22 protein-coding genes and 7 tRNA genes are annotated in these 22,921 nt (G+C 74.4%); 18 read left to right on the forward strand and 11 right to left on the reverse strand.

Features of this window, described 5'->3' with window-relative positions; translation table 11 throughout:
• Positions 1-163: 163 nt before the first annotated feature.
• From cobT to R2D22_RS30335, 3 genes are all read left to right on the forward strand, one after another.
• Entirely contained in the window at positions 164-3,352 is a 3,189-nt protein-coding gene (gene cobT / locus R2D22_RS30325; RefSeq protein WP_318107998.1) for a nicotinate-nucleotide--dimethylbenzimidazole phosphoribosyltransferase, read from the forward strand.
• A 427-nt stretch (positions 3,353-3,779) separates the two neighbouring features.
• Positions 3,780-5,021, forward strand: coding sequence for a uroporphyrinogen-III C-methyltransferase (gene cobA / locus R2D22_RS30330; protein WP_318107999.1), 1,242 nt, complete (start codon positions 3,780-3,782; stop codon positions 5,019-5,021).
• Positions 5,022-5,099: 78 nt separating this feature from the next.
• The gene (locus R2D22_RS30335; RefSeq protein WP_318108001.1) at positions 5,100-5,918 is read left to right on the forward strand and encodes a TrmH family RNA methyltransferase; all 819 of its coding nucleotides are present in this window, start codon (positions 5,100-5,102) and stop codon (positions 5,916-5,918) included.
• A gap of 240 nt (positions 5,919-6,158) precedes the next feature.
• Here R2D22_RS30335 and R2D22_RS30340 read toward each other — a convergent pair whose 3' ends face one another.
• A complete protein-coding gene (locus tag R2D22_RS30340) occupies positions 6,159-7,346 on the reverse strand; it encodes a serine/threonine-protein kinase (RefSeq protein ID WP_318108003.1) in 1,188 nt (395 codons plus the stop codon).
• A 199-nt stretch (positions 7,347-7,545) separates the two neighbouring features.
• Here R2D22_RS30340 and R2D22_RS30345 point away from each other — a divergent pair, with 199 nt between their 5' ends.
• From R2D22_RS30345 to R2D22_RS30360, 4 genes are all read left to right on the forward strand, one after another.
• Entirely contained in the window at positions 7,546-7,788 is a 243-nt protein-coding gene (locus R2D22_RS30345) for a hypothetical protein (RefSeq protein ID WP_318108004.1), read from the forward strand.
• Between the two features lie 246 nt (positions 7,789-8,034).
• A complete protein-coding gene (locus R2D22_RS30350) occupies positions 8,035-8,202 on the forward strand; it encodes a hypothetical protein (RefSeq protein ID WP_318108005.1) in 168 nt (55 codons plus the stop codon).
• 150 nt (positions 8,203-8,352) lie between these two features.
• Positions 8,353-9,378: a phosphotransferase family protein gene (locus R2D22_RS30355; protein ID WP_318108007.1), complete on the forward strand. Its 1,026-nt coding sequence runs from the start codon at positions 8,353-8,355 to the stop codon at positions 9,376-9,378.
• Positions 9,379-9,418: 40 nt separating this feature from the next.
• Positions 9,419-9,685 carry a TFIIB-type zinc ribbon-containing protein gene (locus tag R2D22_RS30360; protein ID WP_318108008.1) on the forward strand — a complete coding sequence of 89 codons (267 nt, stop codon included), beginning with the start codon at positions 9,419-9,421 and terminating at the stop codon, positions 9,683-9,685.
• A 51-nt stretch (positions 9,686-9,736) separates the two neighbouring features.
• On the opposite strand, the gene R2D22_RS30365 is transcribed toward R2D22_RS30360, so the two are convergent.
• The 5 genes from R2D22_RS30365 to R2D22_RS30385 form a co-directional block, all read right to left on the reverse strand.
• Positions 9,737-9,811, reverse strand: a tRNA-Val gene (locus tag R2D22_RS30365).
• Positions 9,812-9,850: 39 nt separating this feature from the next.
• A tRNA-Val gene (locus R2D22_RS30370) sits at positions 9,851-9,922 on the reverse strand.
• A gap of 39 nt (positions 9,923-9,961) precedes the next feature.
• Positions 9,962-10,033: transfer RNA gene (locus R2D22_RS30375), tRNA-Val, on the reverse strand.
• Between the two features lies 1 nt (position 10,034).
• A tRNA-Cys gene (locus tag R2D22_RS30380) sits at positions 10,035-10,108 on the reverse strand.
• Between the two features lie 39 nt (positions 10,109-10,147).
• Positions 10,148-10,220, reverse strand: a tRNA-Gly gene (locus R2D22_RS30385).
• 232 nt (positions 10,221-10,452) lie between these two features.
• On the opposite strand from R2D22_RS30385, the gene R2D22_RS30390 reads away from it, so the two are divergent.
• The 3 genes from R2D22_RS30390 to R2D22_RS30400 are packed head-to-tail and all read left to right on the forward strand — an operon-like array spanning position 10,453 to position 13,253.
• On the forward strand, positions 10,453-11,514 hold the full coding sequence (locus tag R2D22_RS30390) for a chorismate-binding protein (RefSeq protein WP_318108009.1): 1,062 nt from the start codon (positions 10,453-10,455) through the stop codon (positions 11,512-11,514).
• Positions 11,515-11,528: 14 nt separating this feature from the next.
• Positions 11,529-12,356: an aminotransferase class IV gene (locus R2D22_RS30395; protein ID WP_318110079.1), complete on the forward strand. Its 828-nt coding sequence runs from the start codon at positions 11,529-11,531 to the stop codon at positions 12,354-12,356.
• Between the two features lie 57 nt (positions 12,357-12,413).
• Positions 12,414-13,253 carry a GNAT family N-acetyltransferase gene (locus R2D22_RS30400; protein ID WP_318108011.1) on the forward strand — a complete coding sequence of 280 codons (840 nt, stop codon included), beginning with the start codon at positions 12,414-12,416 and terminating at the stop codon, positions 13,251-13,253.
• 37 nt (positions 13,254-13,290) lie between these two features.
• On the opposite strand, the gene R2D22_RS30405 is transcribed toward R2D22_RS30400, so the two are convergent.
• Complete coding sequence (locus R2D22_RS30405; protein WP_318108012.1) at positions 13,291-13,812, reverse strand: DsbA family protein; 522 nt, start codon at positions 13,810-13,812, stop codon at positions 13,291-13,293.
• Between the two features lie 174 nt (positions 13,813-13,986).
• Here R2D22_RS30405 and R2D22_RS30410 point away from each other — a divergent pair, with 174 nt between their 5' ends.
• A complete protein-coding gene (locus R2D22_RS30410) occupies positions 13,987-14,418 on the forward strand; it encodes a hypothetical protein (protein ID WP_318108013.1) in 432 nt (143 codons plus the stop codon).
• Positions 14,419-14,536: 118 nt separating this feature from the next.
• The gene (locus tag R2D22_RS30415) at positions 14,537-14,689 is read left to right on the forward strand and encodes a hypothetical protein (RefSeq protein ID WP_318108015.1); all 153 of its coding nucleotides are present in this window, start codon (positions 14,537-14,539) and stop codon (positions 14,687-14,689) included.
• Positions 14,690-14,705: 16 nt separating this feature from the next.
• Here R2D22_RS30415 and R2D22_RS30420 read toward each other — a convergent pair whose 3' ends face one another.
• Together R2D22_RS30420 and R2D22_RS30425 are read right to left on the reverse strand one after the other, a co-directional pair.
• Complete coding sequence (locus R2D22_RS30420) at positions 14,706-15,263, reverse strand: CGNR zinc finger domain-containing protein (RefSeq protein ID WP_318108017.1); 558 nt, start codon at positions 15,261-15,263, stop codon at positions 14,706-14,708.
• A 312-nt stretch (positions 15,264-15,575) separates the two neighbouring features.
• Positions 15,576-15,989 carry an SsgA family sporulation/cell division regulator gene (locus R2D22_RS30425; protein ID WP_015032345.1) on the reverse strand — a complete coding sequence of 138 codons (414 nt, stop codon included), beginning with the start codon at positions 15,987-15,989 and terminating at the stop codon, positions 15,576-15,578.
• Positions 15,990-16,178: 189 nt separating this feature from the next.
• On the opposite strand from R2D22_RS30425, the gene R2D22_RS30430 reads away from it, so the two are divergent.
• Positions 16,179-16,667 (forward strand): TIGR02611 family protein, encoded by a 489-nt coding sequence (locus R2D22_RS30430; RefSeq protein ID WP_318108027.1) that lies wholly within the window; start codon positions 16,179-16,181, stop codon positions 16,665-16,667.
• Between the two features lie 54 nt (positions 16,668-16,721).
• A tRNA-Val gene (locus R2D22_RS30435) sits at positions 16,722-16,796 on the forward strand.
• A 95-nt stretch (positions 16,797-16,891) separates the two neighbouring features.
• Here the strand turns inward: R2D22_RS30435 and R2D22_RS30440 are convergent.
• On the reverse strand, positions 16,892-19,429 hold the full coding sequence (locus R2D22_RS30440) for an SCO7613 C-terminal domain-containing membrane protein (protein ID WP_318108028.1): 2,538 nt from the start codon (positions 19,427-19,429) through the stop codon (positions 16,892-16,894).
• Positions 19,430-19,512: 83 nt separating this feature from the next.
• Between R2D22_RS30440 and R2D22_RS30445 the strand changes: the two genes are divergently transcribed.
• A complete protein-coding gene (locus R2D22_RS30445) occupies positions 19,513-19,959 on the forward strand; it encodes an SRPBCC family protein (protein WP_318108029.1) in 447 nt (148 codons plus the stop codon).
• Positions 19,960-19,998: 39 nt separating this feature from the next.
• Positions 19,999-20,070 (forward strand) — tRNA-Val (locus tag R2D22_RS30450).
• A 63-nt stretch (positions 20,071-20,133) separates the two neighbouring features.
• Here the strand turns inward: R2D22_RS30450 and R2D22_RS30455 are convergent.
• Entirely contained in the window at positions 20,134-20,859 is a 726-nt protein-coding gene (locus R2D22_RS30455; RefSeq protein WP_318108031.1) for a 3'-5' exonuclease, read from the reverse strand.
• Positions 20,860-20,993: 134 nt separating this feature from the next.
• On the opposite strand from R2D22_RS30455, the gene R2D22_RS30460 reads away from it, so the two are divergent.
• Positions 20,994-21,593 (forward strand): DUF4365 domain-containing protein, encoded by a 600-nt coding sequence (locus R2D22_RS30460; protein ID WP_411977097.1) that lies wholly within the window; start codon positions 20,994-20,996, stop codon positions 21,591-21,593.
• A complete protein-coding gene (locus R2D22_RS30465; RefSeq protein ID WP_318108033.1) occupies positions 21,593-22,819 on the forward strand; it encodes a hypothetical protein in 1,227 nt (408 codons plus the stop codon). The genes R2D22_RS30460 and R2D22_RS30465 overlap by 1 nt, the downstream gene beginning before the upstream one ends.
• Positions 22,820-22,921 lie beyond the last annotated feature (102 nt).

Here is a 22,921-nt window from a genome sequence, read left to right on the forward strand (position 1 = left end):
TGGCGCAGTCCACAGCGCACCGTGGCGGATCTCCCTGCCACGATGGCCGGAGGCCGCGAGAATGCTTCGTGTTCGCGTGCCATTCGTGCCGCGCGGCGCGGACGCTCGTTCTTGTTGACGGGCGAAGGTCTGAAGGAGCACAACCGATGGGCGAGGGGTACGCATGACGGACACCGGCCAGGTCCCGGGCGAGGGGCTGCCGGAGAACGCAGGCATGGTCGAGCAGCCGGGCATCCCCGCTCCGGGCGCGTACACCTTCCTGGACCCCTCCGAGAGCGCAGCCGAGGACGACGAGATTCTGCTGATGCCGGGCGCCCAGGGGGCGTGGAGCGAGCACCAGCCGGGTGTCGTCCCCGCGCCGCCGGTCGCCGTGCCCGCGCCGCAGGCGATGCAGATGGGCGACCCGCTCACCGACCCGCTGCCCGACCCCCTCACGGACCCGCTGACCGGCCCGCTGCCGGTCGACGCGCAGGCCGCCTACGGGTACGACCAGGGCGTCGTCGACACCGGCGCGCACGAGGCCGCCGGGCGGGACTCGGGCTCGCTGGACCTCGGCGGCGTCCGCGCGCCCCAGGCCACCGCTGCGACGCCGCCACCGGCCCGCCGCCCGCTGCACATGGGCCCGCCGGCCCCGGACAGCACCGGCGGCGTGGTCCGCTCGCTCGCCGACCGGGGCCCCGCCGGGACCCCGCAGGCCCCGATGCCGACCCCGCTCCAGGGCCCGCCCACCAACGGCCCCGAGTACCTGGACATCCCGCGCGACGAGGCGGCCCCGCTGCCCGGCCAGCGGATCGGTGAGGTCCCGCAGGGCGGTGTCCCGTGGACGCCGCAGGCGCCGGAGGCCGTACTGCCCCAGGAGCCGCAGCAGGGCCCCGTGGCCGCCCCCGCAGAAACGGTCGTCCCGGCGCAGGCCGGCGAGGCGACCCCGTCGGGCCAGTTCGTGCAGGTCGAGGGCATGGTCCCGACGACCCCGCACCTGGCCCCCACCCCGCCCCCGGCCCCCGCCCCGGTCGTCCCGGAGCCGGCCCCCGAGGCTCCCGTCGCCGTTGCCGCCGCCGAGCCGGTCGCCGAGACGCCCGCGCCCGAGCCGGTCCCCGCGGCCGAGCCGGTCGCGGAGCCGATCGCCGTCGAGCCCGTTGCCGCCGCTCCGGTGGCCCCGCAGGCCGTCGTCGCTGAGCAGGCCCCAGTGGCACCGGTCCCCGCCCCCGCCCAGCCGGTCGTCGTGGAGCCGGTGCCGGCCCCGGAGCCCGAGCCCGTGGCCGACGCGGTGGCCGAGCCGGCGCAGGCCGAGGCGCCGGCGGCGGAGCCCGTCGTGACGGAGCCGGTGGTGGCCGAGCCGGTCGCCGACGAGCCGACGGTCCAGCCGGAGCCGACCCCCGAGCCGGAGCCGGTCGTCGAGGCCGTCGCGGAGCCGGTCGTCGAGCCGGAGCCCGTCGCGGAAGCGGTCGCCGAGGCGCCCCAGGCCACGGAGGCCGAGACCGAGCCCGCCGCACCGGCGGAGCCCGTCGCCGAAGAGCCCGCGGTCGCCGTCGCGGAGGCCCCCGAGGCCGCGGAGATCGCCACCGAAGTCACCGAGGTCACCGAAGAGGCCGAGCCGGCCGACGAGGAGCAGGCGGCGAGCCCCGCCGCCCCCGGCTACGACGACGCCGAGCGCGAGGCCGTCCTCCGCGTGATGCGCGAGCGCCGCGACATCCGCAACGGCTTCCGCAGCGACCCGATCCCGCACGAGGTGCTCCTGCGCGTCCTCGAAGCGGCGCACACCGCGCCCAGCGTCGGCCACTCCCAGCCGTGGGACTTCGTCGTCATCCGCTCCGCCGAGACCCGCCGGACGATGCACGAGCTCGCCACCCGGCAGCGCGAGGCGTACGCCAAGTCGCTGCCCAAGGGCCGGGCAAAGCAGTTCAAGGAACTGAAGATCGAGGCCATCCTCGACACCCCGGTCAACATCGTCGTGACCGCCGACCCCACCCGGGGCGGGCGGCACACCCTCGGGCGCCACACGCAGCCGCAGATGGCCCCCTACTCCTCGGCCCTCGCCGTCGAGAACCTGTGGCTCGCCGCCCGCGCCGAGGGCCTGGGCGTCGGCTGGGTCAGCTTCTTCGACGAGCGCGAGATGGTCCGCTCGCTCGGCCTGCCCGAGCACCTGGAGGTCGTCGCGTACCTGTGCGTCGGGTACGTCGACGAGTTCCCGGAGGAGCCCGAGCTGATGCAGGCGGGCTGGTCCAAGCGCCGCCCGCTGTCCTGGGTCGTCCACGAGGAGACGTACGGCCGCCGGGCGCTGCCCGGCGAGGAGCCGCACGACCTGCTCCAGGAGACGGTCGCCAACATCCGCCCGTTGGACGCCAAGGCGCTCGGCGAGGCGTGGGAGCGGCAGAAGCGCATGACCAAGCCCGCCGGGGCGCTGGGCATGCTGGAGATCATCTCCGCGCAGCTCTCCGGACTGTCCCGGATGTGCCCGCCGCCGATCCCGGAGCCGGCCGCCGTCGCGATCTTCGCCGGCGACCACGGCGTGCACGCCCAGGGCGTCACGGCCTGGCCGCAGGAGGTGACCGGCCAGATGGTCGCGAACTTCCTCGGCGGGGGAGCGGTCTGCAACGCGTTCGCCAACCAGGTCGGCGCCGAGGTCTGCGTCATCGACGTGGGCGTGGCCTCCGACCTGCCCGCGACGCCCGGCCTGCTGCCGCGCAAGGTCCGCCCGGGCACCGGCGACTTCACCACCGGCCTCGCGATGACCCGCGAGGAGGTCCTCGCGGCGATCGAGGTGGGCATCGAGACCGCCCGCGACCTGGTCGCGGCGGGCAACAAGGCGCTCCTGACCGGCGAGATGGGCATCGCGAACACCACCGCGTCCGCCGCCCTGATCTCGGTCTACACCGGCGTCGACCCCACCGAGGTCACCGGCCGCGGCACCGGGATCAACGACGAGATGCACGCCCGCAAGGTCGACGTGGTGCGACGCGCCCTGGACCTCCACAAGCCGGACCCGGCGGACCCGATCGGCGTCCTCTCCGCGGTCGGCGGCCTGGAGCACGCGGCGCTGGTCGGCCTGATCCTGGGCGGTGCGTCGCTGCGTACGCCGGTGATCCTGGACGGCGTCTCGACGGGCGCGGCGGCCCTCGTGGCACGGGCGATCGCCCCCGAGGCCCTGGCGGCCTGCATCGCGGGCCACCGCAGCGCGGAGCCCGGCCACGTTGCCGCGCTCAACAAGCTGGGCCTGCGCCCGCTGGTCGACCTCGACCTCCGCCTCGGCGAGGGCACGGGCGCGCTCCTGGCCCTCCCGGTCGTCCAGAGCGCGGCCCGCGCGATGCACGAGGTGGCCACGTTCGACTCCGCGGGCGTCACGGAGAAGTAGGCCGCGCCACGCCGCTCCGTTGTGGGCATTCGTTCCGCTGGGGCGGAACGGGTGGGCACAACGGAACGGCGCCCTTGGCGGGCGCCTCCGCCCCAAGCTCGTAGCCGAGCCCGTGCGGGGCCACGCTTGCAAGGGGCGCCGACCCCGCGGGCGCCGCATGAACAAGTGCGGAACGCGCCCGCAGGGGCGCCGTCCCGTGTGCCCACCCGTCCCGCCCTGCGGGACGATTGCCCACACGGTGGTGGGGGGGCGGGGGAGCGCGGACGGGACAAGGGTCACAGCGTGCCCACCCCGAGTCACCGATATCGTGGGCACAGGGGCCAACACCCCACCCCACCAGCCGCTCCACCGCCGCAGCGGCCCGCACGCGCCCCGCGCGCACCGCACCCCGCACACGCACCCCGCCGTTCCGAGGAGCCGCCACCCCATGCCCGAGACCGCGCCGCACGCCGAGCACCCCGCCTACCCCGTCGGACTCCGCCTCGCCGGGCGTCGCGTCGTCGTCATCGGCGGCGGCCAGGTCGCGCAGCGCCGTCTCCCCGCCCTCGTCGCGGCCGGCGCCGACGTCACCCTGATCTCCCCCTCGGCGACGCCCTCCGTGGAGGCCATGGCGGAGGCCGGCGAGATCTCCTGGACGAAGCGCCGGTACCAGGACGGCGACCTCGCCGACACCTGGTACGTCCTCGTCGCCACCGGCGACCCCGTCGCCAACGCCGCCGTCTCCGCCGAGGCCGAGCGCACCCGCACCTGGTGCGTCCGCTCCGACGACGCCGAGGCGGCCACCGCCTGGACGCCGGCAACCGGCCACAGCGAGGGCGTGACCGTCGCCGTGCTGACCGGCCGCGACCCCCGCCGCTCCGCCGCCGTGCGCGACGCGATCGTGGAGGGCCTGCGCGACGGCTCCATCTCGGCGCCGCAGCACCGCACCCGCGCCCCGTTCGTCGCGCTCGTCGGCGGCGGTCCGGGTGACCCGGACCTGATCACCGTCCGCGGCCGCCGGCTCCTCGCCGAGGCGGACGTCGTCATCGCGGACCGCCTCGGCCCGCGCGACCTGCTCAGCGAACTGCCCCCGCACGTCGAGGTGATCGACGCCGCGAAGATCCCGTACGGCCGGTTCATGGCGCAGGAGGCCATCAACAACGCGCTGATCGAGCACGCCAAGGCCGGCAAGGCCGTCGTCCGTCTCAAGGGCGGCGACCCGTTCGTGTTCGGCCGCGGTATGGAGGAGGCCCAGGCGCTGGCCGCCGAGGGCATCGCCTGCACCGTCGTGCCCGGCATCTCCAGCTCGATCTCGGTTCCCGGCGCGGCCGGTATCCCGGTCACCCACCGGGGCGTTGCGCACGAGTTCACCGTGGTCAGCGGCCACGTCGCGCCCGACGACCCGCGCTCGCTGGTCGACTGGGCGTCCCTCGCCAAGCTGACCGGCACCCTCGTGATCCTCATGGGCGTCGACAAGATCGGGAAGATCGCCGAGGCGCTGATCGCCCACGGCAAGGCCCCCGAGACCCCGCTGGCCCTGGTCCAGGAGGGCACCACGGCCACCCAGCGCCGGGTGGACGCGACGCTCGCCACGGTCGCCGAGACGGTGAAGGCGGAGGACGTCCGTCCGCCGGCCGTCATCGTGATCGGTGACGTGGTCGCGGAGGGCCCCGACAAGAAGGTCAAGTGACCCTCCGTCAGTAACCGGGGGTAACCAACCCCCGCCCCACGCATTGGCACCACACCCCGGACAAGGCAGTATCGACCCGTGGCTGATCTCATCACCGTCGACGACCCCGACGACCCCCGCCTGCGCGACTACACAGGCCTGACCGACGTCGAGCTGCGCCGCAGACGCGAACCCGCCGAGGGCCTGTTCATCGCCGAGGGCGAGAAGGTGATCCGGCGCGCCAAGCAGGCCGGGTACGAGATGCGGTCGATGCTGCTCTCCGCCAAGTGGGTCGACGTCATGCGCGACGTGATCGACGAGGTCCCGGCCCCCGTGTACGCGGTGCAGCCGGACCTCGCCGAGCGCGTCACCGGCTACCACGTGCACCGCGGCGCGCTCGCGTCCATGCAGCGCAAGCCGCTGCCGAGCGCCGAGGAGCTGCTCCGCACGGCCCGCCGGGTCGTCGTCATGGAGTCGGTCAACGACCACACCAACATCGGCGCGATCTTCCGCAGCGCCGCCGCCCTGGGCATGGACGCGGTCCTGCTCTCCCCGGACTGCGCGGACCCGCTCTACCGGCGCTCCGTGAAGGTCTCCATGGGCGCGGTTTTCTCGGTCCCGTACGCCCGCCTCGAGTCCTGGCCCAAGGGCCTGGAGGCGGTACGGGAGGCGGGCTTCAAGCTGCTGGCCCTGACCCCGGCCGAGCGCGCCGCCTCGATCGACGAGGCGGCCCCGCACAAGCTGGAGCGGGTCGCGCTGATGCTGGGCGCGGAGGGCGACGGTCTGTCCCGTCAGGCCCTGATGGCCGCCGACGAGTGGGTCCGGATCCCGATGGCGCACGGCGTCGACTCGCTCAACGTGGGCGCGGCGGCGGCCGTCGCGTTCTACGCGGTGGCGACGGGCCGCCCGCAGGACTGACAGCCGCAGAAAGCAGCAGGGCAGGCCCGCGGGACCGACACCCCCGCTAGCAGCAGGGCAGGCCCGGGGGACCGAAACCCCCGCTAGCAGCAGGGCAGGCCCGGGGGACCGACACCCCCGCAAGCAGCAGGGCAGGACCGACAGGCTCCGGAGCCGCCGGGCCGCCCGCAGCCACTGAGACCGAGCGGCCCGGCAAGCCGCCGGGCCGCAGGCACCGAGCGGCCCCGCGGGCCGTCGGGCTCAGCCCTGCAGCGCCTGCAGGGCCGCGATGCCCAGGGCGACCATCAGCGTCACCACCACGAAGACGAAGAGCCGCTGCCGCAGCAGCCTCGGGTTGGCGGGCCGGCGGCCCGTCGACGTGGTCCGCACGCCCGGCCGCGAGGCCGGCGGACGTCCCCCACCGGTACGCGACGCCTGCGACCGGCCCGAGGTCCCGCCCGTCCGCGGCCCGGACGGCCGCGACGGCGGGTTCTTGCCCCGCGCCGGACCGGAGGCCGTGCTCCCGGCGCCGGTCGTCCGCTCCGTGTACCGCTCCGTCGGCCGTACCGTCTGGCGGGTCTGCTCGACCCGCTCCCGCTGCGCCGGCGGGCGCGCGTCCGGCAGACCCTGCGCCTCCCGCGCCGCGATCTCCTTCAGCCGCATCGACAGCTGCAGCGTGCTCGGCCGCTCCTCCGGGTCCTTCGCCAGGCAGGCCCGCACCAGCGGGGCCAGCGCGTCCGGGACGCCGTGCAGCTGCGGCTCCTCGTGCACCACCCGGTACAGCATGACCTCGGAACTGCCGTGCCCGAAGGGCGAGTCCGCCATGGCCGCGTACGCGAGCGTCGCGCCCAGCGAGAAGACGTCCGTGGCCGGCGTGACGGCCGCGCCGCGCACCTGCTCGGGTGCCAGAAAGCCGGGGGAGCCGACCGCGGTCCCGACGTGCGTCAGGGTGCTCGCCCCGGTCGCCCAGGCGATGCCGAAGTCGATGATCCGCGGGCCCTTGGGGGAGAGCAGGATGTTCGACGGCTTGAGGTCCCGGTGGACCACCCCGGCCTCGTGCACCGCCACCAGGCCCTCGGAGAGCGCCGCGCCGATCGAGGCCACGTCGGCGGCCCGCAGCGGGCCCTCCTCGGCCACCCGGTCGTGCAGCGACGGGCCGGGCACGTACTGGGTCGCGAACCAGGGCCGGTCGGCGTCCAGGTCCGCCGCGACCAGCCGGGCCGTGCAGCCGCCGCGGATCCGCCGCGCGGCGGACACCTCGCGGGCGAACCGCGAACGGAACTCCTGGTCCTCCGCCAGGTCCGGCCGGATCACCTTGAGTGCGACGCGCTGTCCGCGCCGGTCCGAGCCGAGATAGACGACCCCCATCCCGCCCGCGCCGAGGCGCCGGTGGAGCCGGAACGACCCGACGATCCGCGGATCCTCGCGCCGGAGCCGCATCATCGCCATGTCCGTCCCCTGGTCGTCCGTTCTGACGTGGCACAGCTTACGTAGTGCCGCCCCGGTGTGCTCATAGGCCGCGCCCTCCCGGCCCGATCGATTGTCAGTGCCCGGTGGGAGACTTGAGGGGTGGTCAGGAGGCCGCCGTGCGGCGGCCCCCGGGTCCTGCACGTTCCCAATGGCCCGTCGCAGAAGGGGGATTGGATCGATGAAGGGTGACCGGGTGGAGATAGTCGTGGACGCGGGGGACACGACGCGGACGTACGAAGTGGTGGCAAGCCGGGCGGGCCGCAGGGTCGAGACCGCGGTGCGCCGGGGGGTGGTGGAAGTGAGCGAAGTCACGCGGAACGGGGCCGTGGTGCGGACCGCCCGCTTCATGGCGAACCGGGTCCTCGCCCTGGTCGAGCAGCCCGTCCCCCGCGAGGCCGCCGGGGAGGGTTCCGAGGGCTGAGCCCCAGGCCAGGGGCCCGGCCCGGGGGCTCCCCCTCCGGGAAGTCCCCCAGGCCGGGCCGGGCGTCTCCACCCAGGGGAGTACGCCGCAAGGGGTGGGCTCATCCTCCGGGAGGCCCGGAAGCCGGTACGCGGGCATGACGCCGGGGCCCTGTCGCTTCCCTAATGTTGAGGTCAAGCGGCGGGTGGCGCACTCGTCCCCCGAGGTCAGACACCCGCCGCTGTCGGACATGACAGGAGAGGAACCATGGCGCACACGGCACCCCGCACGATGAGCCGTACGCAGGGCCGCCGCCACCCGCTGGTGGCCACGGCCATGGTCCTCCCGCTCGCGACCCTGCTCGTCGTCGTCTTCGGCGGCTGGGACGCGGTGGTCACACAGGCGTCGTCCGTGGGCGTGATGCTGGGGCGCTGAGCGGCGCCCCGGACCCGGGAGAGCGGCCCGGGTCGGGGACATCCGGCCACCAACCCCGTGGGGACGGGGGTGCGGCGGACGACAGCGTTTGGCCGGTCAGCTGGGGAGCTGACCGGCCATCGCGCTGTCCGGGCCCCGTACGCTCCTTCCGTGGCCGAACACAGCACCGCCGTCCTGAGCGAACTCAGCCGCTTCGCCCGCGCCGCCGCGCACCCCACGGTCGGTCGCGTCCCCGCACCCCGGGACCCCTGCCGCGCCTGCGGCAACACCCCTGCCGCCCCCGGCCGCACCGCCGCGGACGTGCTCGCCGACCGGGCCGACGGCACCGTCGTCCGGCACGGCGCCGCCGTCGCGAAGGCCCACGCGCCCGGAACCGACCCCGCGGGCCACGCCGCCCGCGTCGCCGTCGCCGCGGCCCCGGCCCTCCGCGGCATCCTCCTGCCGCCACTGCCCCTACCCCTACCCCTTGCGGACGCCACCGTCGCCGGCCGCCCCGTGACCGCCTGGCCGTACGGCGCCCCCGTGGACCCGTCGGACCCGGACGCCGCGCCCTGGGCGGAGACGGCCCGCCTCCTCGCCCTGCTGCACCGCACCCCGCCGCCCGCGACCGCTGCCGGCCCGCTCCCGCCGCACCGCGGCCCCGCGAAGGCCGCCCACGCCGTCGCCCGGCTCACCGCGAAGCTCCCGCACCCGGCCGCCGCACCCGTGCTGCGCGCATGGGCGGGCCTGCCCGCCTGGGCCCGCGACGAGGCGCCCCCGCCCCGTGGGGACGTCCTCTGCCACGGCGACCTGCACCTCGGGCAGCTGGTCCGCCATCCCGCCCCCGACGGCCCCTGGCTCCTCATCGACGTGGACGACCTGGGCCTCGGCGAACCCGCCTGGGACCTGGCGCGCCCCGCCGCCTGGTACGCCGCCGGGATCCTGCCGCCCGAGATCTGGTCGGACTTCCTGGGCGCGTACCGTGCGTCCGGCGGCCCCGCCGTTCCCGCCGACGGCGACCCGTGGCCCCAACTCGACGTCCCCGCCCGCGCCCTGACCGTGCAGACCGCGGCCCTCGCGCTGGTGAAGAGCACCGAGGAGGACCGCCCGCTCGACGAGGTGGAGCAGGTGATGATCGACACCTGCGCCCGAATCGCTTCCGTCCGAACCGAGTTGGACGGTCTGGCGTCATCGTAGGGTGAGTACCCCATTCGAACGGCGAGGAGTTGAGCCGAGCATGCAGTGTCCCAAGTGCCATGCCCCGATGCACACGTACAACCGCAACGGCATCCAGATAGAGCAGTGCAGCGGCTGCCGGGGGATCTTCCTGGACTACGGCGAGCTGGAGGCCCTGACCCGGCTCGAGTCCCAGTGGGTCCAGCAGGCCCCGCCCGCCGCCCCGCCGGCCGCTCCCGCCTGGGGTGCCCCGCACCACGGCGGCCACGGCCACCACGGCGGTCACCACCACCAGCGCGGCTTCGGCCGGATGCTCTTCTCCTCCTGACCGGGAGAACGACGGAACCCCCGGCCACGAGATGCGGCCGGGGGTTCCGGGTGGTGCGCGATACTGGGATTGAACCAGTGACCTCTTCCGTGTCAGGGAAGCGCTCTCCCGCTGAGCTAATCGCGCGGGACGGTCCCAAACCATACAGGACCAGGTGTTACTGCGTGCGCGATACTGGGATTGAACCAGTGACCTCTTCCGTGTCAGGGAAGCGCTCTCCCGCTGAGCTAATCGCGCGGGACGGTCCATGTGGACCGGATCTTCAGTTGTGCTGCGTGCGCGATACTGGGATTGAACCAGTGACCTCTTCCGTGTCAGGGAAGCGCTCTCCCGCTGAGCTAATCGCGCTTGGAGGTGGAGACGGGATTTGAACCCGTGTAGACGGCTTTGCAGGCCGTTGCCTCGCCTCTCGGCCACTCCACCAGGAGTGAATACGGGGGTTCGGGAAGATCCCCCACATCGAGCGGACGACGAGATTCGAACTCGCGACCCTCACCTTGGCAAGGTGATGCTCTACCAACTGAGCCACGTCCGCTTGTCGTTTCCGTTTCGCTTGCGCGTCCCGGCGACGTGTTGAACTCTAGCGGATTCTCCGGCCAGTACAAAAACGCGTTTCCGCAGCGTGCTGACCTGTGGCCGAGCCGACGCCGATCTCCGTACGCCGCGCGTTCACTCCGCGTGGCCCATCGGTGCCTCCCGGACCCCCTCGCGCGTGCGCCCGCCGCTCGCCCCGGCGCACCACCCACCGCGGCCCTAGACTCACAACCGTGCACGACCTCGCTCCTCTGGCCCGCTTCGGCGGCCTCGTCGCTACCGACCTCAGGGACGTCACCCATGACCCCGAGGCGCTCGACTCCTCCGGTTTCTGGGCCGTCGCGGCCGACTTCGAAGGCAGGCTCACCTGTGCCCGCTTCGCGGACGTCCGCCCGGCCCCCGTCCCCGCGCCCGTCGCGGGCGGCTGGCGCGGCCCCGCCGCCGACGCCTGGACCTCCTCCTTGGACCGGACCGCCTACACCGAGGGCGTCCGCCGGGTCCGCGCGCACATCGCGCGCGGCGAGGTGTACCAGGCGAACCTCTGCCGGGTGCTCTCCGCGCCGCTGCCCGACCCCGACGCCGCCGACGTCGACGCCCTGACCGCGCTGCTGGCCCGCGGCAACCCCGCCCCGTACGCCGGAACGATTCGGCTGCCCGCGCACGGCGTGGAGATCGCCACCGCCTCGCCCGAGCTGTTCCTGCGCCGCGAGGGCGTGCGGATCTCCTCCGGCCCCATCAAGGGCACCGGCCGGACCGCGGCCGACCTTCTCCCCAAGGACCACGCCGAGAACGTGATGATCGTCGACCTGGTCCGCAACGACCTGGGACGCGTCTGCGAGACCGGCACCGTCACCGTCCCCGCGCTCTGCGAGGTCGAGGAGCACCCCGGCCTCGTCCACCTGGTCTCCACCGTCAGCGGCCTGCTGCGCGAGGACGCCGGCTGGAGCGAGGTGCTGGCCGCGACCTTCCCGCCCGGCTCGGTCACCGGCGCGCCCAAGTCCAGCGCCCTGCGGATCATCGAGTCCCTGGAGACCGCGCCCCGCGGCCCCTACTGCGGCGGCATCGGCTGGGTGGACGCCGACGCCGACACCGCCGAGCTGGCCGTCGGCATACGCACCTTCTGGATCGACCGCGCCGCCCCAGGCGGGCCCGCCCTGCGGTTCGGCACCGGCGCCGGCATCACCTGGGGCTCCGACCCCGAACGCGAGTGGGACGAGACCGAGCTGAAGGCGTCCCGACTGCTCGCGGTAGCGTCGGGCACGTACGAGGCGAGCGAAAGGGCCGTTTCTCTTTGAACGCGACGAACGCGATGAAGCTGTGGGTCAACGGCGGGTTGCACGAGGCGGCCGACGCCCGGGTCTCGGTCCTGGACCACGGGCTGACCGTCGGCGACGGGATCTTCGAGACGGTCAAGGCCGTCCGTGGCGAGACCTTCGCGCTCACCCTGCACCTGGAGCGCCTCACCCGCTCCGCACGGGGCCTGGGCCTGCCCGACCCCGACCTCGACGAGGTCCGCCGGGCCTGCGCCGCCGTCCTCGAGGCCAACCCGATGGAGCTCGGCCGGCTCCGCATCACGTACACCGGCGGCGTCTCGCCGCTCGGCTCCGAGCGCGGCGACGCCGGGCCCGGCCTGGTCGTGGCGCTCGGTGAGACCCGGCGGCGCCCGGACAGCACCGCGGTGATCACCGTCCCGTGGACCCGCAACGAACGCGGCGCGCTGGTGGGCCTGAAGACCACCTCGTACGCGGAGAACGTCGTCGCCCTCGCCCGGGCGAGCGAGCACGGCGCCTCCGAGGCGCTGTTCGCGAACACCGTGGGCGAGCTGTGCGAGGGCACCGGCTCCAACGTCTTCGTCGTCCTCGACGGCCGCATCCACACCCCGCCCGTCTCGTCCGGCTGCCTGGCCGGCATCACCCGCGCGCTCGCCGTGGAGTGGACCGGCGCGGTGGAGAAGGACCTGCCGCTGGACGTCCTGGAGCACGCCGAGGAGGTCTTCCTGACCTCCACGCTGCGCGACGTCCAGGCCGTGCACCGGGTCGACGGCCACGAGCTGCCCGGCGCGCCCGGGCCGGTCACGGCCAAGGCCATGCGCGTCTTCGACGAGCGGGCGGCGGCCGACAAGGACCCGCGCTTGTAGGGCACAGGACCGCAAAACCTGGTGACGTCGGGCCGCGGGGCAGGTAGAACAACCGTGATGACCACCACCCTGCGGCCGACCGGGCCGCTCCAGACGGCCGCCGACGGCACGCGCTCTCGCGCGTACGACGTGTGCGTGAACAGCAGACCGGTCGGCGTCGTCCGGCTCGCCACCGACCCCGGGTTCGGCCGGGAGGCCGGCGTGATCGAGTCCCTGCGGATCGACGAGGCGGACCGGCGGCGCGGCCGCGGCACGGTCGCCGCGCTCGCGGCGGAGGAGGTGCTGCGCGGCTGGGGCTGCACCCAGGTGCACGTCTCGGTGCCCCCCGAGGCCGGGATCGCGCAGCGGATGGTGGAGGCCTTCGGCTACACCGAGCGCAGCCGCAACATGGTCAAGGACCTCGCCGGACCGCCCCCGGCGCTGCCTGACGGCATCGAGACGCGGCCGATGACGCGGGAGGAGTTCGTCGTCTGGGAGGCGGCGGGCCGGCAGAGCTACGCGGAGAGCTGGATCGCCCGCGGCGTGCCCGAGGACCAGGCCCACGCCAAGGCCGAGGCGAGCCACCGGGACCTGCTGCCCGAGGGGCTCGACAGCCCCGGCGTCTCCATCGAAGTCGTCCTGCGGGACGGAGCGCTCGTCGGCCACGTGTGGACCGCGCGGCGCGAGCTGGAGCCGGGCGTCAGCGGCTGGTACGTGTACGACGTCCTGGTCGACGCCGAGCAGCGCGGCCACGGCTACGGCCGGGCCCTGATGCTCCTGGCCGAGCGGGTCGCCGCGGATGCCGGGGCGAGCCTGCTCGGACTGCACGTCTTCGCGGGCAACACCCCGGCCCTGGCCCTCTACGAGTCGCTCGGCTACCGCACGACCCACGTCAACAGCTACAAGACGCTGCTGTAGTCGCCTGTGGCGACGGCGGGCCCGGCCGCCGCGGCGGCTAGCCCTGCGCCAGCAGGCGGTCGGCGATCGTCTCGATGCGCTCGCGCAGGCCGTCCTGGCTCTGGCCGCCGTCGAGGCGCTCGCCGTCGATCACGTACGTCGGGGTGCCGGTGATCTTGATGGCCTTGCCCTCCGCCTGGTCGGCGTCGACGATCAGCAGGTGCCGGCCGTCGATCAGCGCGGTGTCGAACTCCTCGGCGTCGAGCCCCAGTTCACCGGCCACCTCGAGCAGCACCGGCTCGCCCCGGTCGCCCAGCTCGGCCGTCCTGGCCAGCAGCGCCTCCGCGTACGGCCAGCCCTTGCCCTGGTCGGCCGCCTCCTCGGCGGCCTGCGCGGCGGCGTACGCGTGCTTGTGCTTCTCCAGCGGGAAGTGCCGCAGCCGTACGTCGAGCCGCTCGCCGTACTTCGCGCGCAGCGCGCGCACGTCGTCGAGGGCGCGCAGGCAGTCGGGGCACTGGAGGTCGAACCAGGCCTCCAGGACGACGGGGGAGAAGGGGGCACCGGTGGTGGGGTCGCTCATGGGGACCAGTCTTCCAGCCCGCTCCCGGACCGCCCCACCGGGACCTGGGGAGGAGATCCGTCCCGGAGATGTCCCGGAGATCCGGCTCCGGGCGACCCGGTCCGTGGCCCCGCACCGCCCCGGCGGTGCAGGATGGAAGGGACGTATCGCCCATGCCACTGCCAGGAGGACCGGATGCTTGCCGAGACTGTGTGTTCCGCGGTGGCCGCGGCGGGCCTGGGCATCGCCGCGATCACGGCGTACCGCAAGCGGTTCCTGTCCGCGGCCCGGATCGCCGCCTACGCGCTCGTACCGCTCGGCCTGGTGATGACCGGCGCCGTGCAGTGGCTGGCCGACACCGCCTTCAGTCCGATGGCCTGGGCCGGATTCGGTGTGCTCGGCGTGGCCTGGATGCTGTTCATGACCACCCGCGCGGTGGAGCGGCGGCGGACCGGAGAGGCCGGAAAGGGTGTGCCCGGCAAGGAGCGGAAGGCGGCGGCCGAGCCGTCCGCGTCCGGGCCGGCACTCGGCCGGGGGCAGCGTGGCGCGGCGGCCAAGCCTCCGGCGGCGGCCGACGGCGAGGACTTCAGCGACATCGAGGCGATTCTGAAGAAGCACGGCCTCTGACGACCGGCGGGCCACCCGCGGCGGGACGGCGACGAACCAACGGATCTGATGAAGTGCCCCGCGCGTGGGGCGTGTTGCTTGATCCTTGGGGCGTTCTCTGCGCCATCATCGCCCCGAGATGCTGGATACCTCGCGGGATCACGCCCCCGCCCCCACAGAGGAGCCGCGCGGCTGTCTGTTCGCGCTCTCCCAGCCACCGCTGATGATCTTCCTCGCAGTGATCGGCTTTCTGCTCCTGATGGCCTCCGTGCACGACCTGTTCCTGCTGTGAACGGGCCGTGGACCGCTCAGCCGGCCGCTTCCTTACGGCGCGCCCGGTACGCCGCCACATGCAGACGGTTACCGCAGGTCCGGCTGTCGCAGTAGCGGCGCGAACGATTGCGGGACAGGTCCACGAAGGCGCGTCCGCAGTCCGGGGCCTCGCAGCGGCGCAGCCGCTCCTGCTCGCCGGCGACGACGATGAACGCGAGCGCCATGCCGCAGTCCGCGGCGAGGTGATCGGCGACCGACGCGCCGGGCGCGAAGTAGTGCACGTGCCAGTCGTAGCCGTCGTGGTCGGTGAGCTGCGGCGTCGTGCCCGCGGCCGCCACCAGCTGGTTGATCAGCGCGGCCCCGACCCGGGCGTCGGGCGCGGAGAACACGGCGGCGAACCGGGAGCGCACGGCCTGGACGGCGGCGACGTCGCGGTCGTCGAGTTCGCCGACGTCGCTGATGTTGTGGGCCCGCACGAACACGTGCAGCGCCGCGAGGTCCCCGAGCTCGTCGCCCCGGTCGCCCTCCGGCGCGGTGTTCATCAGATCGACGACGGTGTCGAGGGCGATCCGGGTGTCGTGGGGGATCAGCACGTTCCGCTCCCTGGCCAGCTGCGGGCGGGCGCCCGCCGAATTGCGCTGACTCTAGCGGCTCCCGTACGCCCGGCCCGGAGCGGGCGGGAACGGGGCCGAAAGCGTTCGGTCCGCGTTCGCCGGGCGGAGGGAAGTGGAGGGTCGGGCTCCGTGCGGGGTGTCCGTACGCGGATTCCCGGCGAGGACGTCGGCGCCCGCACCGCGTCGGATACGCGGTGCGGGCGCCGATCCCTGCCGTATGCGGTTGTCCGCGCGGCGCCGTCTCCCCGAGTCGGACGGCGCCGTGCGGCTCTCGGCCTGGCTGTCAGCCGGTCAGCTGTCCGCCAGGATGTGGGAGAGCTCCGTGTCGAGGTCGAAATGGCGGTGTTCGGTGCCGGGCGGCACCGCGGCGTCGGTCCGCTTCAGGAACGACTCCAGGGCCCGCGCGGGGGCTTCGAGCAGGGCCTCGCCCTCGGGGGAACTCAAGGCGATGCAGACGACGCCCTGACCGTGACTGCGGGACGGCCAGACTCTGACGTCGCCGGTACCGGTGGGCCGGTGCAGGCCCTCGGCGAGAAGGTCGCGGGCGAAGACCCATTCGACCGTCTCTTCGGCTCCGGTGTGGAAGGTGGCGTGCACGGCGTAGGGATCGGCCGTGTCATACCGCAGGCCCGCCGGTACAGGCAGTGAGGACTCGCTCGACACAACGAGGCGCAGGTGCAGCTCGCAGCTGACCGTGGTGTTCATAAGCGCCAGGGCCTTTCGCTCAGTGTGCGCTCGGGGATTCGCACGTCGGCGAAATCGACATGCCACGTACGGTGCCGTTGTAAACCCCTCTGTCTGTTTTGTGATCGTTCAGGTCGCCCGGACGGGGGTGTATGTCGTGCGGGCATGACTCCATTCCGGTGATCGGCGCCGGTCCGGTAGGTTGGGTCCATGAATGCGGAGAGTGACGAGCGGAGCGAGGCCGCAGCCGCGGCCGACAAGCCCGCGACGGGGGACGTGACGGAAGCGCGGAGCGCTCCGGAGGCGTCGCAGGAGGAGGGAGCCGAGCGGCCGCTCGGTTCCCGCGCGCCCGAGTTCATCAAGGCGCGCCGGACCCTCCACATGAGCTGGCAGGTCGGCGTCTTCGTCGTCGGCCTGGCCGTCGTGGTGGCCGGCGTCATCATGCTGCCGCTGCCCGGACCGGGCTGGCTGGTGATCTTCGGCGGCATGGCGATCTGGGCGACCGAGTTCGTCTGGGCGCAGCTCGTGCTGCGCTGGACCAAGCGCAAGGTCACCGAGGCCGCGCAGAAGGCGCTGGACCCGAAGGTGCGGCGGCGGAACATCGTCCTGACCACGATCGGCCTGGTGATCATCGCCGTGCTGCTCGGGATCTACCTCTGGAAGTTCGGCTTCGTGATGCCGTGGAAGATCGACCAGTGACCCGGGGATGGTCAAAGGGGCCCGCTGACATGGGGTAATGTTTGCGGTGCGCCCGGGCGATTAGCTCAGTGGGAGAGCGCTTCGTTCACACCGAAGAGGTCACTGGTTCGAACCCAGTATCGCCCACCACCCGGACCGAGGGCCCGGAGACTGATTCAGTCTCCGGGCCCTCGGCGTCTGCGCTGCAGTCTCCGGGCCTCGGCGTTTCCGCCGAGGCCCCCGCGTCAGCGCATCCGGCCCAGCTTCTCCCGCAGTCGGCGGGCGTCCCGCAGCCGCTGCTCGTACGTCGCGCCCACCGCGAGCAGCAGCAGACCGGCAAGGGCCGGCGGCAGCCAGCGCGGCAGCGCCCCGACGACCTGCACCACGTACGGCGCCAGCTCGTGCAGCGCGTCCAGGGCCAGCACCGCGCCGCCCAGGACCAGCAGCGCCTGGAGCCGGTGCCGGGCGCCGAGCAGCGTCACCGCGAGCGCGCAGAGGCCGAGCAGCAGCGGACGGCCCCAGTGCGGGTCGGTCCAGGCGGCGAACAGGCTCGGCACCAGGGTCGCGGAGAGCCCGGGCCCGTACGCCGTCCAGGACGACGCCTCCGGGTCCTTGCGGCGCCGCAGCACGCCGACCGCCAGGGCGGGCAGCGTCACCGGCAGCGTGTACGCCTCCGGCGTCGTCACGTCCGACGCGGCGAGCCGCACCCACGTCGCCAGGACGAAGAGCACCGCGGCCGTCCAGCCCGCCGCGCGCCGGCCCTCCGGGAGCACCGCGGCAGCCGCGGCGAGCACGCCGCAGACGGCGAGCACCATGGAGAGGACGGGCGGCCGGTCGGCGGCCAGGCCGATGGCGAGCAGCCCGACGGCCGCGCCGGACAGTTCGACCGGCAGCACGAGCGGGTGGCGGCGCAGCCGCGCGCCGAGGCCGACCGTGGCCGTCGGCACGACCAGCAGCCACACGGCCGTGCGGTGGTCCGGCAGCTCCGCGGCACGGGCCCCGGCGAGTACGAGCCCGGCGCCGGCCGCGACGGCCAGACAGGCGGCCACGGTGCGGACCGCGCGGACCCCGAACGCCGCTGCCGCGACGAACAGCCCGAGCAGCACACCGAGCACGGTGAAGGTCCCGGCACGGGTGTCGAGCCCGGCCGCAAGCGCCCCGGCCGCCGAGGCAAGGCCGGCCCCGAACGCACTCCACGCCACCGCCGTCGCCGGCGCCACCGAGGCCGCGGCCCGTACCGGCTTGGGGGCGCCCGTCCCGCCCCAGCCGGGCCAGGTGGGCGGCCCGAAGGCACCGGCGGCCGGCGCCTCGGATTCGGCGGCACCTGTGGACGAAGCCTCCGAGGCCTCCGAGGCCGCTTCGGTCGCGGGCGCGGCCTCGGGCTCCGGCGTACGGACTCCGCGGAGCAGGTGCTCCGGGAGGCAGGCGACCGCCACCGCGGCCACGGCCGTGAGCAGCAGCAGGGTCAGCCGGGCCGGGTGCGGGAGGTCCAGGGACACCGGCAGGGAGAGCACGGTCGCCCAGGTCAGGAGCAGCGCCAGGCAGCGGGACCAGACGCGGCGCAGCGGTACGAGAGCGGCCACGGCCGTCAGGAGCACCAGGGGCGCGGTCGCCGGGTAGTCGGAGAACTTCGGGGACGACGGGCCCGACCAGACCGGGGTCGTCCGGACCACCGAGTCCAGCAGCACCGCCGCCACCGGAGGCAGCGCCCACAGCACACCGACGCCGAGCACCCCCGCGCCCGCGCCCACCGCGCCCTGCTTCACCGGCTTGGGCAGCGTGGTGCGCAGCACCGCCGCGAGGGCCACCGCGCAGGCCACGTACCCCGGCACCATCCAGTCGTCACCCGGCAGTACCGACCGCAGCACGCCGCCCACCGCGGCCACCGCCGCGAGCGCGGCCACCACGGCGCCGAACACCGTCACCGCCGGCGTGCGCCACCCCACGAACAGCGCCAGCGCGCCGCCCGCGAGGAGCAGGCCCGCGCCCGGCACCGCGTCCGTCAGGGAGAACCAGCCGCCGGTCAGCAGCGCCCAGCCGCCCGTCACGCACAGGCCCACCGCCGCCGTCATCCGCACCGACGGCCGCTTCACCCACAGCACCAGGGCCGCGTCCGCGGCGGCCGTCACCAGCGCCGCCCAGCCCAGCGGGTACGCGCCCGCGTCCGCCGCCACCGCGGCCAGCGGCAGCGACAGCTGGGCGGTCACCACGGCGACCGGCAGCGGGATCCGCAGCCGGCCGCCCAGCGCCAGGCCGTACGCCGTCCAGGTCCCGGCCAGCACCGCCGAGGCCGCCGCCGTGTACGCCACGCCGTCGGTGTCCGAGAGGGCCACCGCATGCAGCGCGTACGCGTCGAGGATCGTCAGGACGAGCCCGAGCGCGCCGACCGACTCCGCCGTCGAGACCAGGCCGCGGCGCAGCAGTGCCACCGGCGCGGCCAGCGTCGCGGACGTCACCACGCCGAGCACGGCCGCCCGGCCGCCGATGCCCATCGAGCCCCAGCTGACCAGGGTGAAGGCGATCGCGGCGATCGTGAGCAGGACACCGCCGAGGGTGAGCAGCACGTTCTGCGCGCTCGGCGGGGTCGAGTCGGGGGCGGGGCGCGGCGGCACCGTCCAGCCGGCCGCAGCGGCGGCCGGCGCCGGCACGGGGGCCGCGGGCGCCCGCAGCACCTGGAGCAGCCAGGCGCGCCGCGCCAGCAAGTGGGACCGGCGGGCGTCGAGTTGGGCCAGCTCGCGGTCGACGAGCACCAGCTCGTCGGCGGGCGGCAGAACATTCTCCATGGGCGGAGTGTGGCTCGGGACACCCGCGGTGGGGATGCGTCGGGGTACTCATCTTCCGCCCTGAGTACGTCCACACTGGGTACATGGACTGGTGCCGTTATCGCTTCCGCAGCGTCTGGCGACTGGCCGCGCCGCCGGACCGGGTCTACGCCGTGCTCGAACGCGCGGAGGACTACCCGCGTTGGTGGCCGCAGGTCCGCGAGGTCACCCCGGTCGACGAGGCCACCGGCACCGCCCGGTTCCGCTCCGTCCTCCCGTACGACCTGGTCGTGACGGTCGTCGCCCTGCGCCACGACCCCGGGGCGGGGGTCCTGGAGGTCGGGCTGAGCGGCGACCTCGACGGCTGGGCGCGCTGGACACTGACCGGGGAGGGGACCTCGACGCGGGCGGTGTACGAGCAGGAGGTCGAGGTCCGCGCCCGGCTCATGCGGGCGTTCTCGGTGCCGGGCAGGCCCGTGTTCCGCGCCAACCACGCCCTGATGATGCGCGGCGGACGACGCGGACTGGCGGCCCACCTGCAAGCGGTTTGAATCGAAGGCCGCAGGGCCTGTATGGTTCAACCCGTTCCCGGGCGATTAGCTCAGCGGGAGAGCACTTCGTTCACACCGAAGGGGTCACTGGTTCGATCCCAGTATCGCCCACCGGGAAAGGCCGGTCCGTCTCAGACGGACCGGCCTTCTTCGTTCCCGCGCCCGCCCTGTCGCTCACGCCGCCGCCGGGATCTCCGGACGAAGCGGCCACGCCGGATCCACCAGCTCCGGCGTCCCGTTCCGGGTGAACCAGGCCTGCAGCCCGCGCGCCTGCGCCGCGTGCCACACCGCCTGACGGGCGTGCAGCTCCGCCGGCGTCAGCCGCTCCAGCCGGGACGAGAACCGCCGCGCCACCGCCCGTACGACATCCAGCGCGGCGACCGCGTCCGCCGCCGCGTCGTGCGCGCCGGTCAGCTCCACCTCGTACTGCGCGCACAGATCCGTCAGTGTGCGGCGGCCCTTGCGGTAGCGGTCCAGATGCTTGTCGAGCACCCGCGGATCGAGCACGCACAGCGGCACGTTCTCCATGTAGCGGGCCAGTGACGAGGCCCGGTGCCGGCGCAGTTCCCGGTCCAGGATCGTCAGATCGAACGGCGCGTTCATCACCACCAGCGGGCGGCCCGCCGCCGACTGCTCGGCCAGCGCCCGCGCCACCTCCTCCATCACCGGGGCCGGCCAGCGCCCGTGGTGCTGGAGGTGATCGTCCGTCAGGCCGTGCACCTCGGTGGCGGCCCGGGGGACCGGGATCCCCGGATTGACGAGCCATCGGGTGATCCGAGGCCGGCCGCCCGCCGTGTCCTGGACGACGAGCGCGGCGGACACGATCCGGTCCTGCTCGACGTCAACTCCTGTGGTTTCCGTGTCGAATGCGGCCAGGGGGCCCTCGTACCAGTGCGTCATCCCCGAACTCCTCGCACCTCAGCGGCAGATGGCGGCAGATGGGCTTGTCCCGCTGCCCGAACCGGTGATACCCGGGCCGTTTGCGCCGTACGCCGGGCGGTGACAACACAGATGACGGGGAAGGGATTTCAGTCATGGCGCTCCCGCAGCCCGAGCCCGGGGGACCGTCCCGCACCGCAGGCACCGGCGGAGGGCTGCTGCCGCCGCAGCGGGACGCACCGCTGCGGGGCTCGCTCGCCACCACCGCCTGCATGGAGACCCTCCAGGTGGGCTATCTGCACGCGGTCGCGGCAGCGGCGGGATGTTCGCTGTCGCAGCCGTTTCCGGACAACGGCATCGACTGGCACGTGAGCCACGGCGCTCCCGGCCATGTCGTCGACGACGAAGTGACCATCAAGGTGCAGCTCAAGTGCACCTACCAGATCGCACCGCACCCCCCGGGACCCGCGTTCTCGTTCACGCTCGACAACGAGCACCTCGTGAAGCTGGCGCGGACCCCGGTCTCGGTGCACAAGATCCTGGTCGTGATGCTCGTGCCCCGCGCCCAGGAGGACTGGCTGCGGGCCGGACACGACCGGCTCGACCTGAGGCACTGCTGCTACTGGATCAATCTGGCGGGTCACCCGGTCACCGGGCGGCGCCGGACCACCGTGCGGATACCCACCGCGCGGATCTTCGACGACCGGGCGCTCTGCGAGATCATGACCCGGGTCGGGGCGGGAGGGAGACCCTGATGCACTGGCCGATCGACGAACCCGAGGGTGGATCCGTCCCGCTCCGGCCCCACCCCCAGACGCCGGTCGGCGAGCCGGGCGTCCCGGACCCGGCCCGGGTGGACCCGCTGGTCCTGGGCGCGCTCCTGGACCGGCACGGCTGGCGGCGGCGCGGCGGCGCGGCCGGCCGCTACGCCCGCTGGACCCCACCAGGGCCCGGCGCGCACGGCACCAGCCTGCTGGTGCCCGAGAGCCGGGCGTTCCCCGACTGCGAGGACCTGCTGGGCGAGGCGCTCACCGCGCTCGCCCGCAGCGGCACACCGGCCGCGCGCGAGGTCCTGGTGGGCCTGAGCGTGCCCAGCGACGAGATCCGCTGGTCGCGCGACGTGCCCCAGGGTCCGGCCGGCACGCTGACCTGGAACGCGCAGGAACAGCTCCGCTCGGCGGCCCGGCAGCTGCTGCTGGCCGGCGCGCTGGCGGTGCGCGGGCGGGCCGGCTACTACGGCGGCCGGCACCGCCGGCAGGCACAGGCCTCGCTGGAGGGCGTGGTCGTCGGCGCGGCGCCGGGCGGGCGGGGGCTGACCGCGTTCGTGCCGGTGGACGCGGGCCGCCCCATCGCCGTACGGCTCTACCACGCCTTGTACGCGACCCGGGAGGCCGTGGACTACCAGCGGGCCACCGGCGGCATGGAGGCGTTCGACGCGGCGGTGCGGACCGGCGTGAGCCGCGAGCTGACCGAGGCGATCGTGGCCCTGGTGCGCGGCTCGGAGGGGGCCGGGATCGCGCTGGAGTGGGCGCCGGCGGCCGGGGTGCCGGAGGGCTGCGCGGCGCGGCCGGAACCGGTCGAGTTCTCGCCGGGCGACCTGCCCGCGCTGCGCGAGGCCGGCGCGCGGTACCTGACGGACGAGCCGTCGATGCCGGTACGGATCACCGGCGCGGTGGTCCGGATGCGCCGCTCCGGGCCGCGCGGCGAGGGCACGGTGCGGCTGCGGGTGCTTGCCGGGGCGGAGGTGCCGCACGTCCGTGTGGCCCTGGACGAGGAGTCGTACCGCACGGCCGTGCACGCCCACCTGGTCGGACTGCCGATCCGGGTCGTCGGCCGGCTGGAGCGCCGCGGCGGTTTCCGCCGCCTCAACGACGCCTCGGGCGTGGTCCCGGTCCAGGTGGACGAGGCGGAACGGGACCGGCTGATGAAGTCCCTGCACGAGAACCTCGACTTCTTCGAGGAGGCCTGCGGGGGCGACTGACGAGGGGAGCGGGCCGGGCGACTCCCCGCGGAAACCGTTTCGCGGGGGAGGTCCCGAGGTCGGTACGATCAACGACGACGCGGCACCTCGTCTCTGCCGCGC

The sequence above is a fragment of the Streptomyces sp. HUAS YS2 genome (assembly GCF_033343995.1).
Taxonomy (GTDB): domain Bacteria; phylum Actinomycetota; class Actinomycetes; order Streptomycetales; family Streptomycetaceae; genus Streptomyces; species Streptomyces solicathayae.

Coding starts and splice junctions, on each gene's coding strand:
- cobT (WP_318107998.1), top strand. CDS start 164: ATGACGGACACCGGCCAGGTCCCGGGCGAGGGGCTGCCGGAGAACGCA.
- cobA (WP_318107999.1), top strand. CDS start 3,780: ATGCCCGAGACCGCGCCGCACGCCGAGCACCCCGCCTACCCCGTCGGA.
- R2D22_RS30340 (WP_318108003.1), bottom strand. CDS start 7,346: ATGGCGATGATGCGGCTCCGGCGCGAGGATCCGCGGATCGTCGGGTCG.
- R2D22_RS30345 (WP_318108004.1), top strand. CDS start 7,546: ATGAAGGGTGACCGGGTGGAGATAGTCGTGGACGCGGGGGACACGACG.
- R2D22_RS30350 (WP_318108005.1), top strand. CDS start 8,035: ATGGCGCACACGGCACCCCGCACGATGAGCCGTACGCAGGGCCGCCGC.
- R2D22_RS30360 (WP_318108008.1), top strand. CDS start 9,419: ATGCAGTGTCCCAAGTGCCATGCCCCGATGCACACGTACAACCGCAAC.
- R2D22_RS30395 (WP_318110079.1), top strand. CDS start 11,529: ATGAAGCTGTGGGTCAACGGCGGGTTGCACGAGGCGGCCGACGCCCGG.
- R2D22_RS30400 (WP_318108011.1), top strand. CDS start 12,414: ATGACCACCACCCTGCGGCCGACCGGGCCGCTCCAGACGGCCGCCGAC.
- R2D22_RS30405 (WP_318108012.1), bottom strand. CDS start 13,812: ATGAGCGACCCCACCACCGGTGCCCCCTTCTCCCCCGTCGTCCTGGAG.
- R2D22_RS30410 (WP_318108013.1), top strand. CDS start 13,987: ATGCTTGCCGAGACTGTGTGTTCCGCGGTGGCCGCGGCGGGCCTGGGC.
- R2D22_RS30415 (WP_318108015.1), top strand. CDS start 14,537: ATGCTGGATACCTCGCGGGATCACGCCCCCGCCCCCACAGAGGAGCCG.
- R2D22_RS30425 (WP_015032345.1), bottom strand. CDS start 15,989: ATGAACACCACGGTCAGCTGCGAGCTGCACCTGCGCCTCGTTGTGTCG.
- R2D22_RS30430 (WP_318108027.1), top strand. CDS start 16,179: ATGAATGCGGAGAGTGACGAGCGGAGCGAGGCCGCAGCCGCGGCCGAC.
- R2D22_RS30440 (WP_318108028.1), bottom strand. CDS start 19,429: ATGGAGAATGTTCTGCCGCCCGCCGACGAGCTGGTGCTCGTCGACCGC.
- R2D22_RS30445 (WP_318108029.1), top strand. CDS start 19,513: ATGGACTGGTGCCGTTATCGCTTCCGCAGCGTCTGGCGACTGGCCGCG.
- R2D22_RS30455 (WP_318108031.1), bottom strand. CDS start 20,859: ATGACGCACTGGTACGAGGGCCCCCTGGCCGCATTCGACACGGAAACC.
- R2D22_RS30460 (WP_411977097.1), top strand. CDS start 20,994: ATGGCGCTCCCGCAGCCCGAGCCCGGGGGACCGTCCCGCACCGCAGGC.
- R2D22_RS30465 (WP_318108033.1), top strand. CDS start 21,593: ATGCACTGGCCGATCGACGAACCCGAGGGTGGATCCGTCCCGCTCCGG.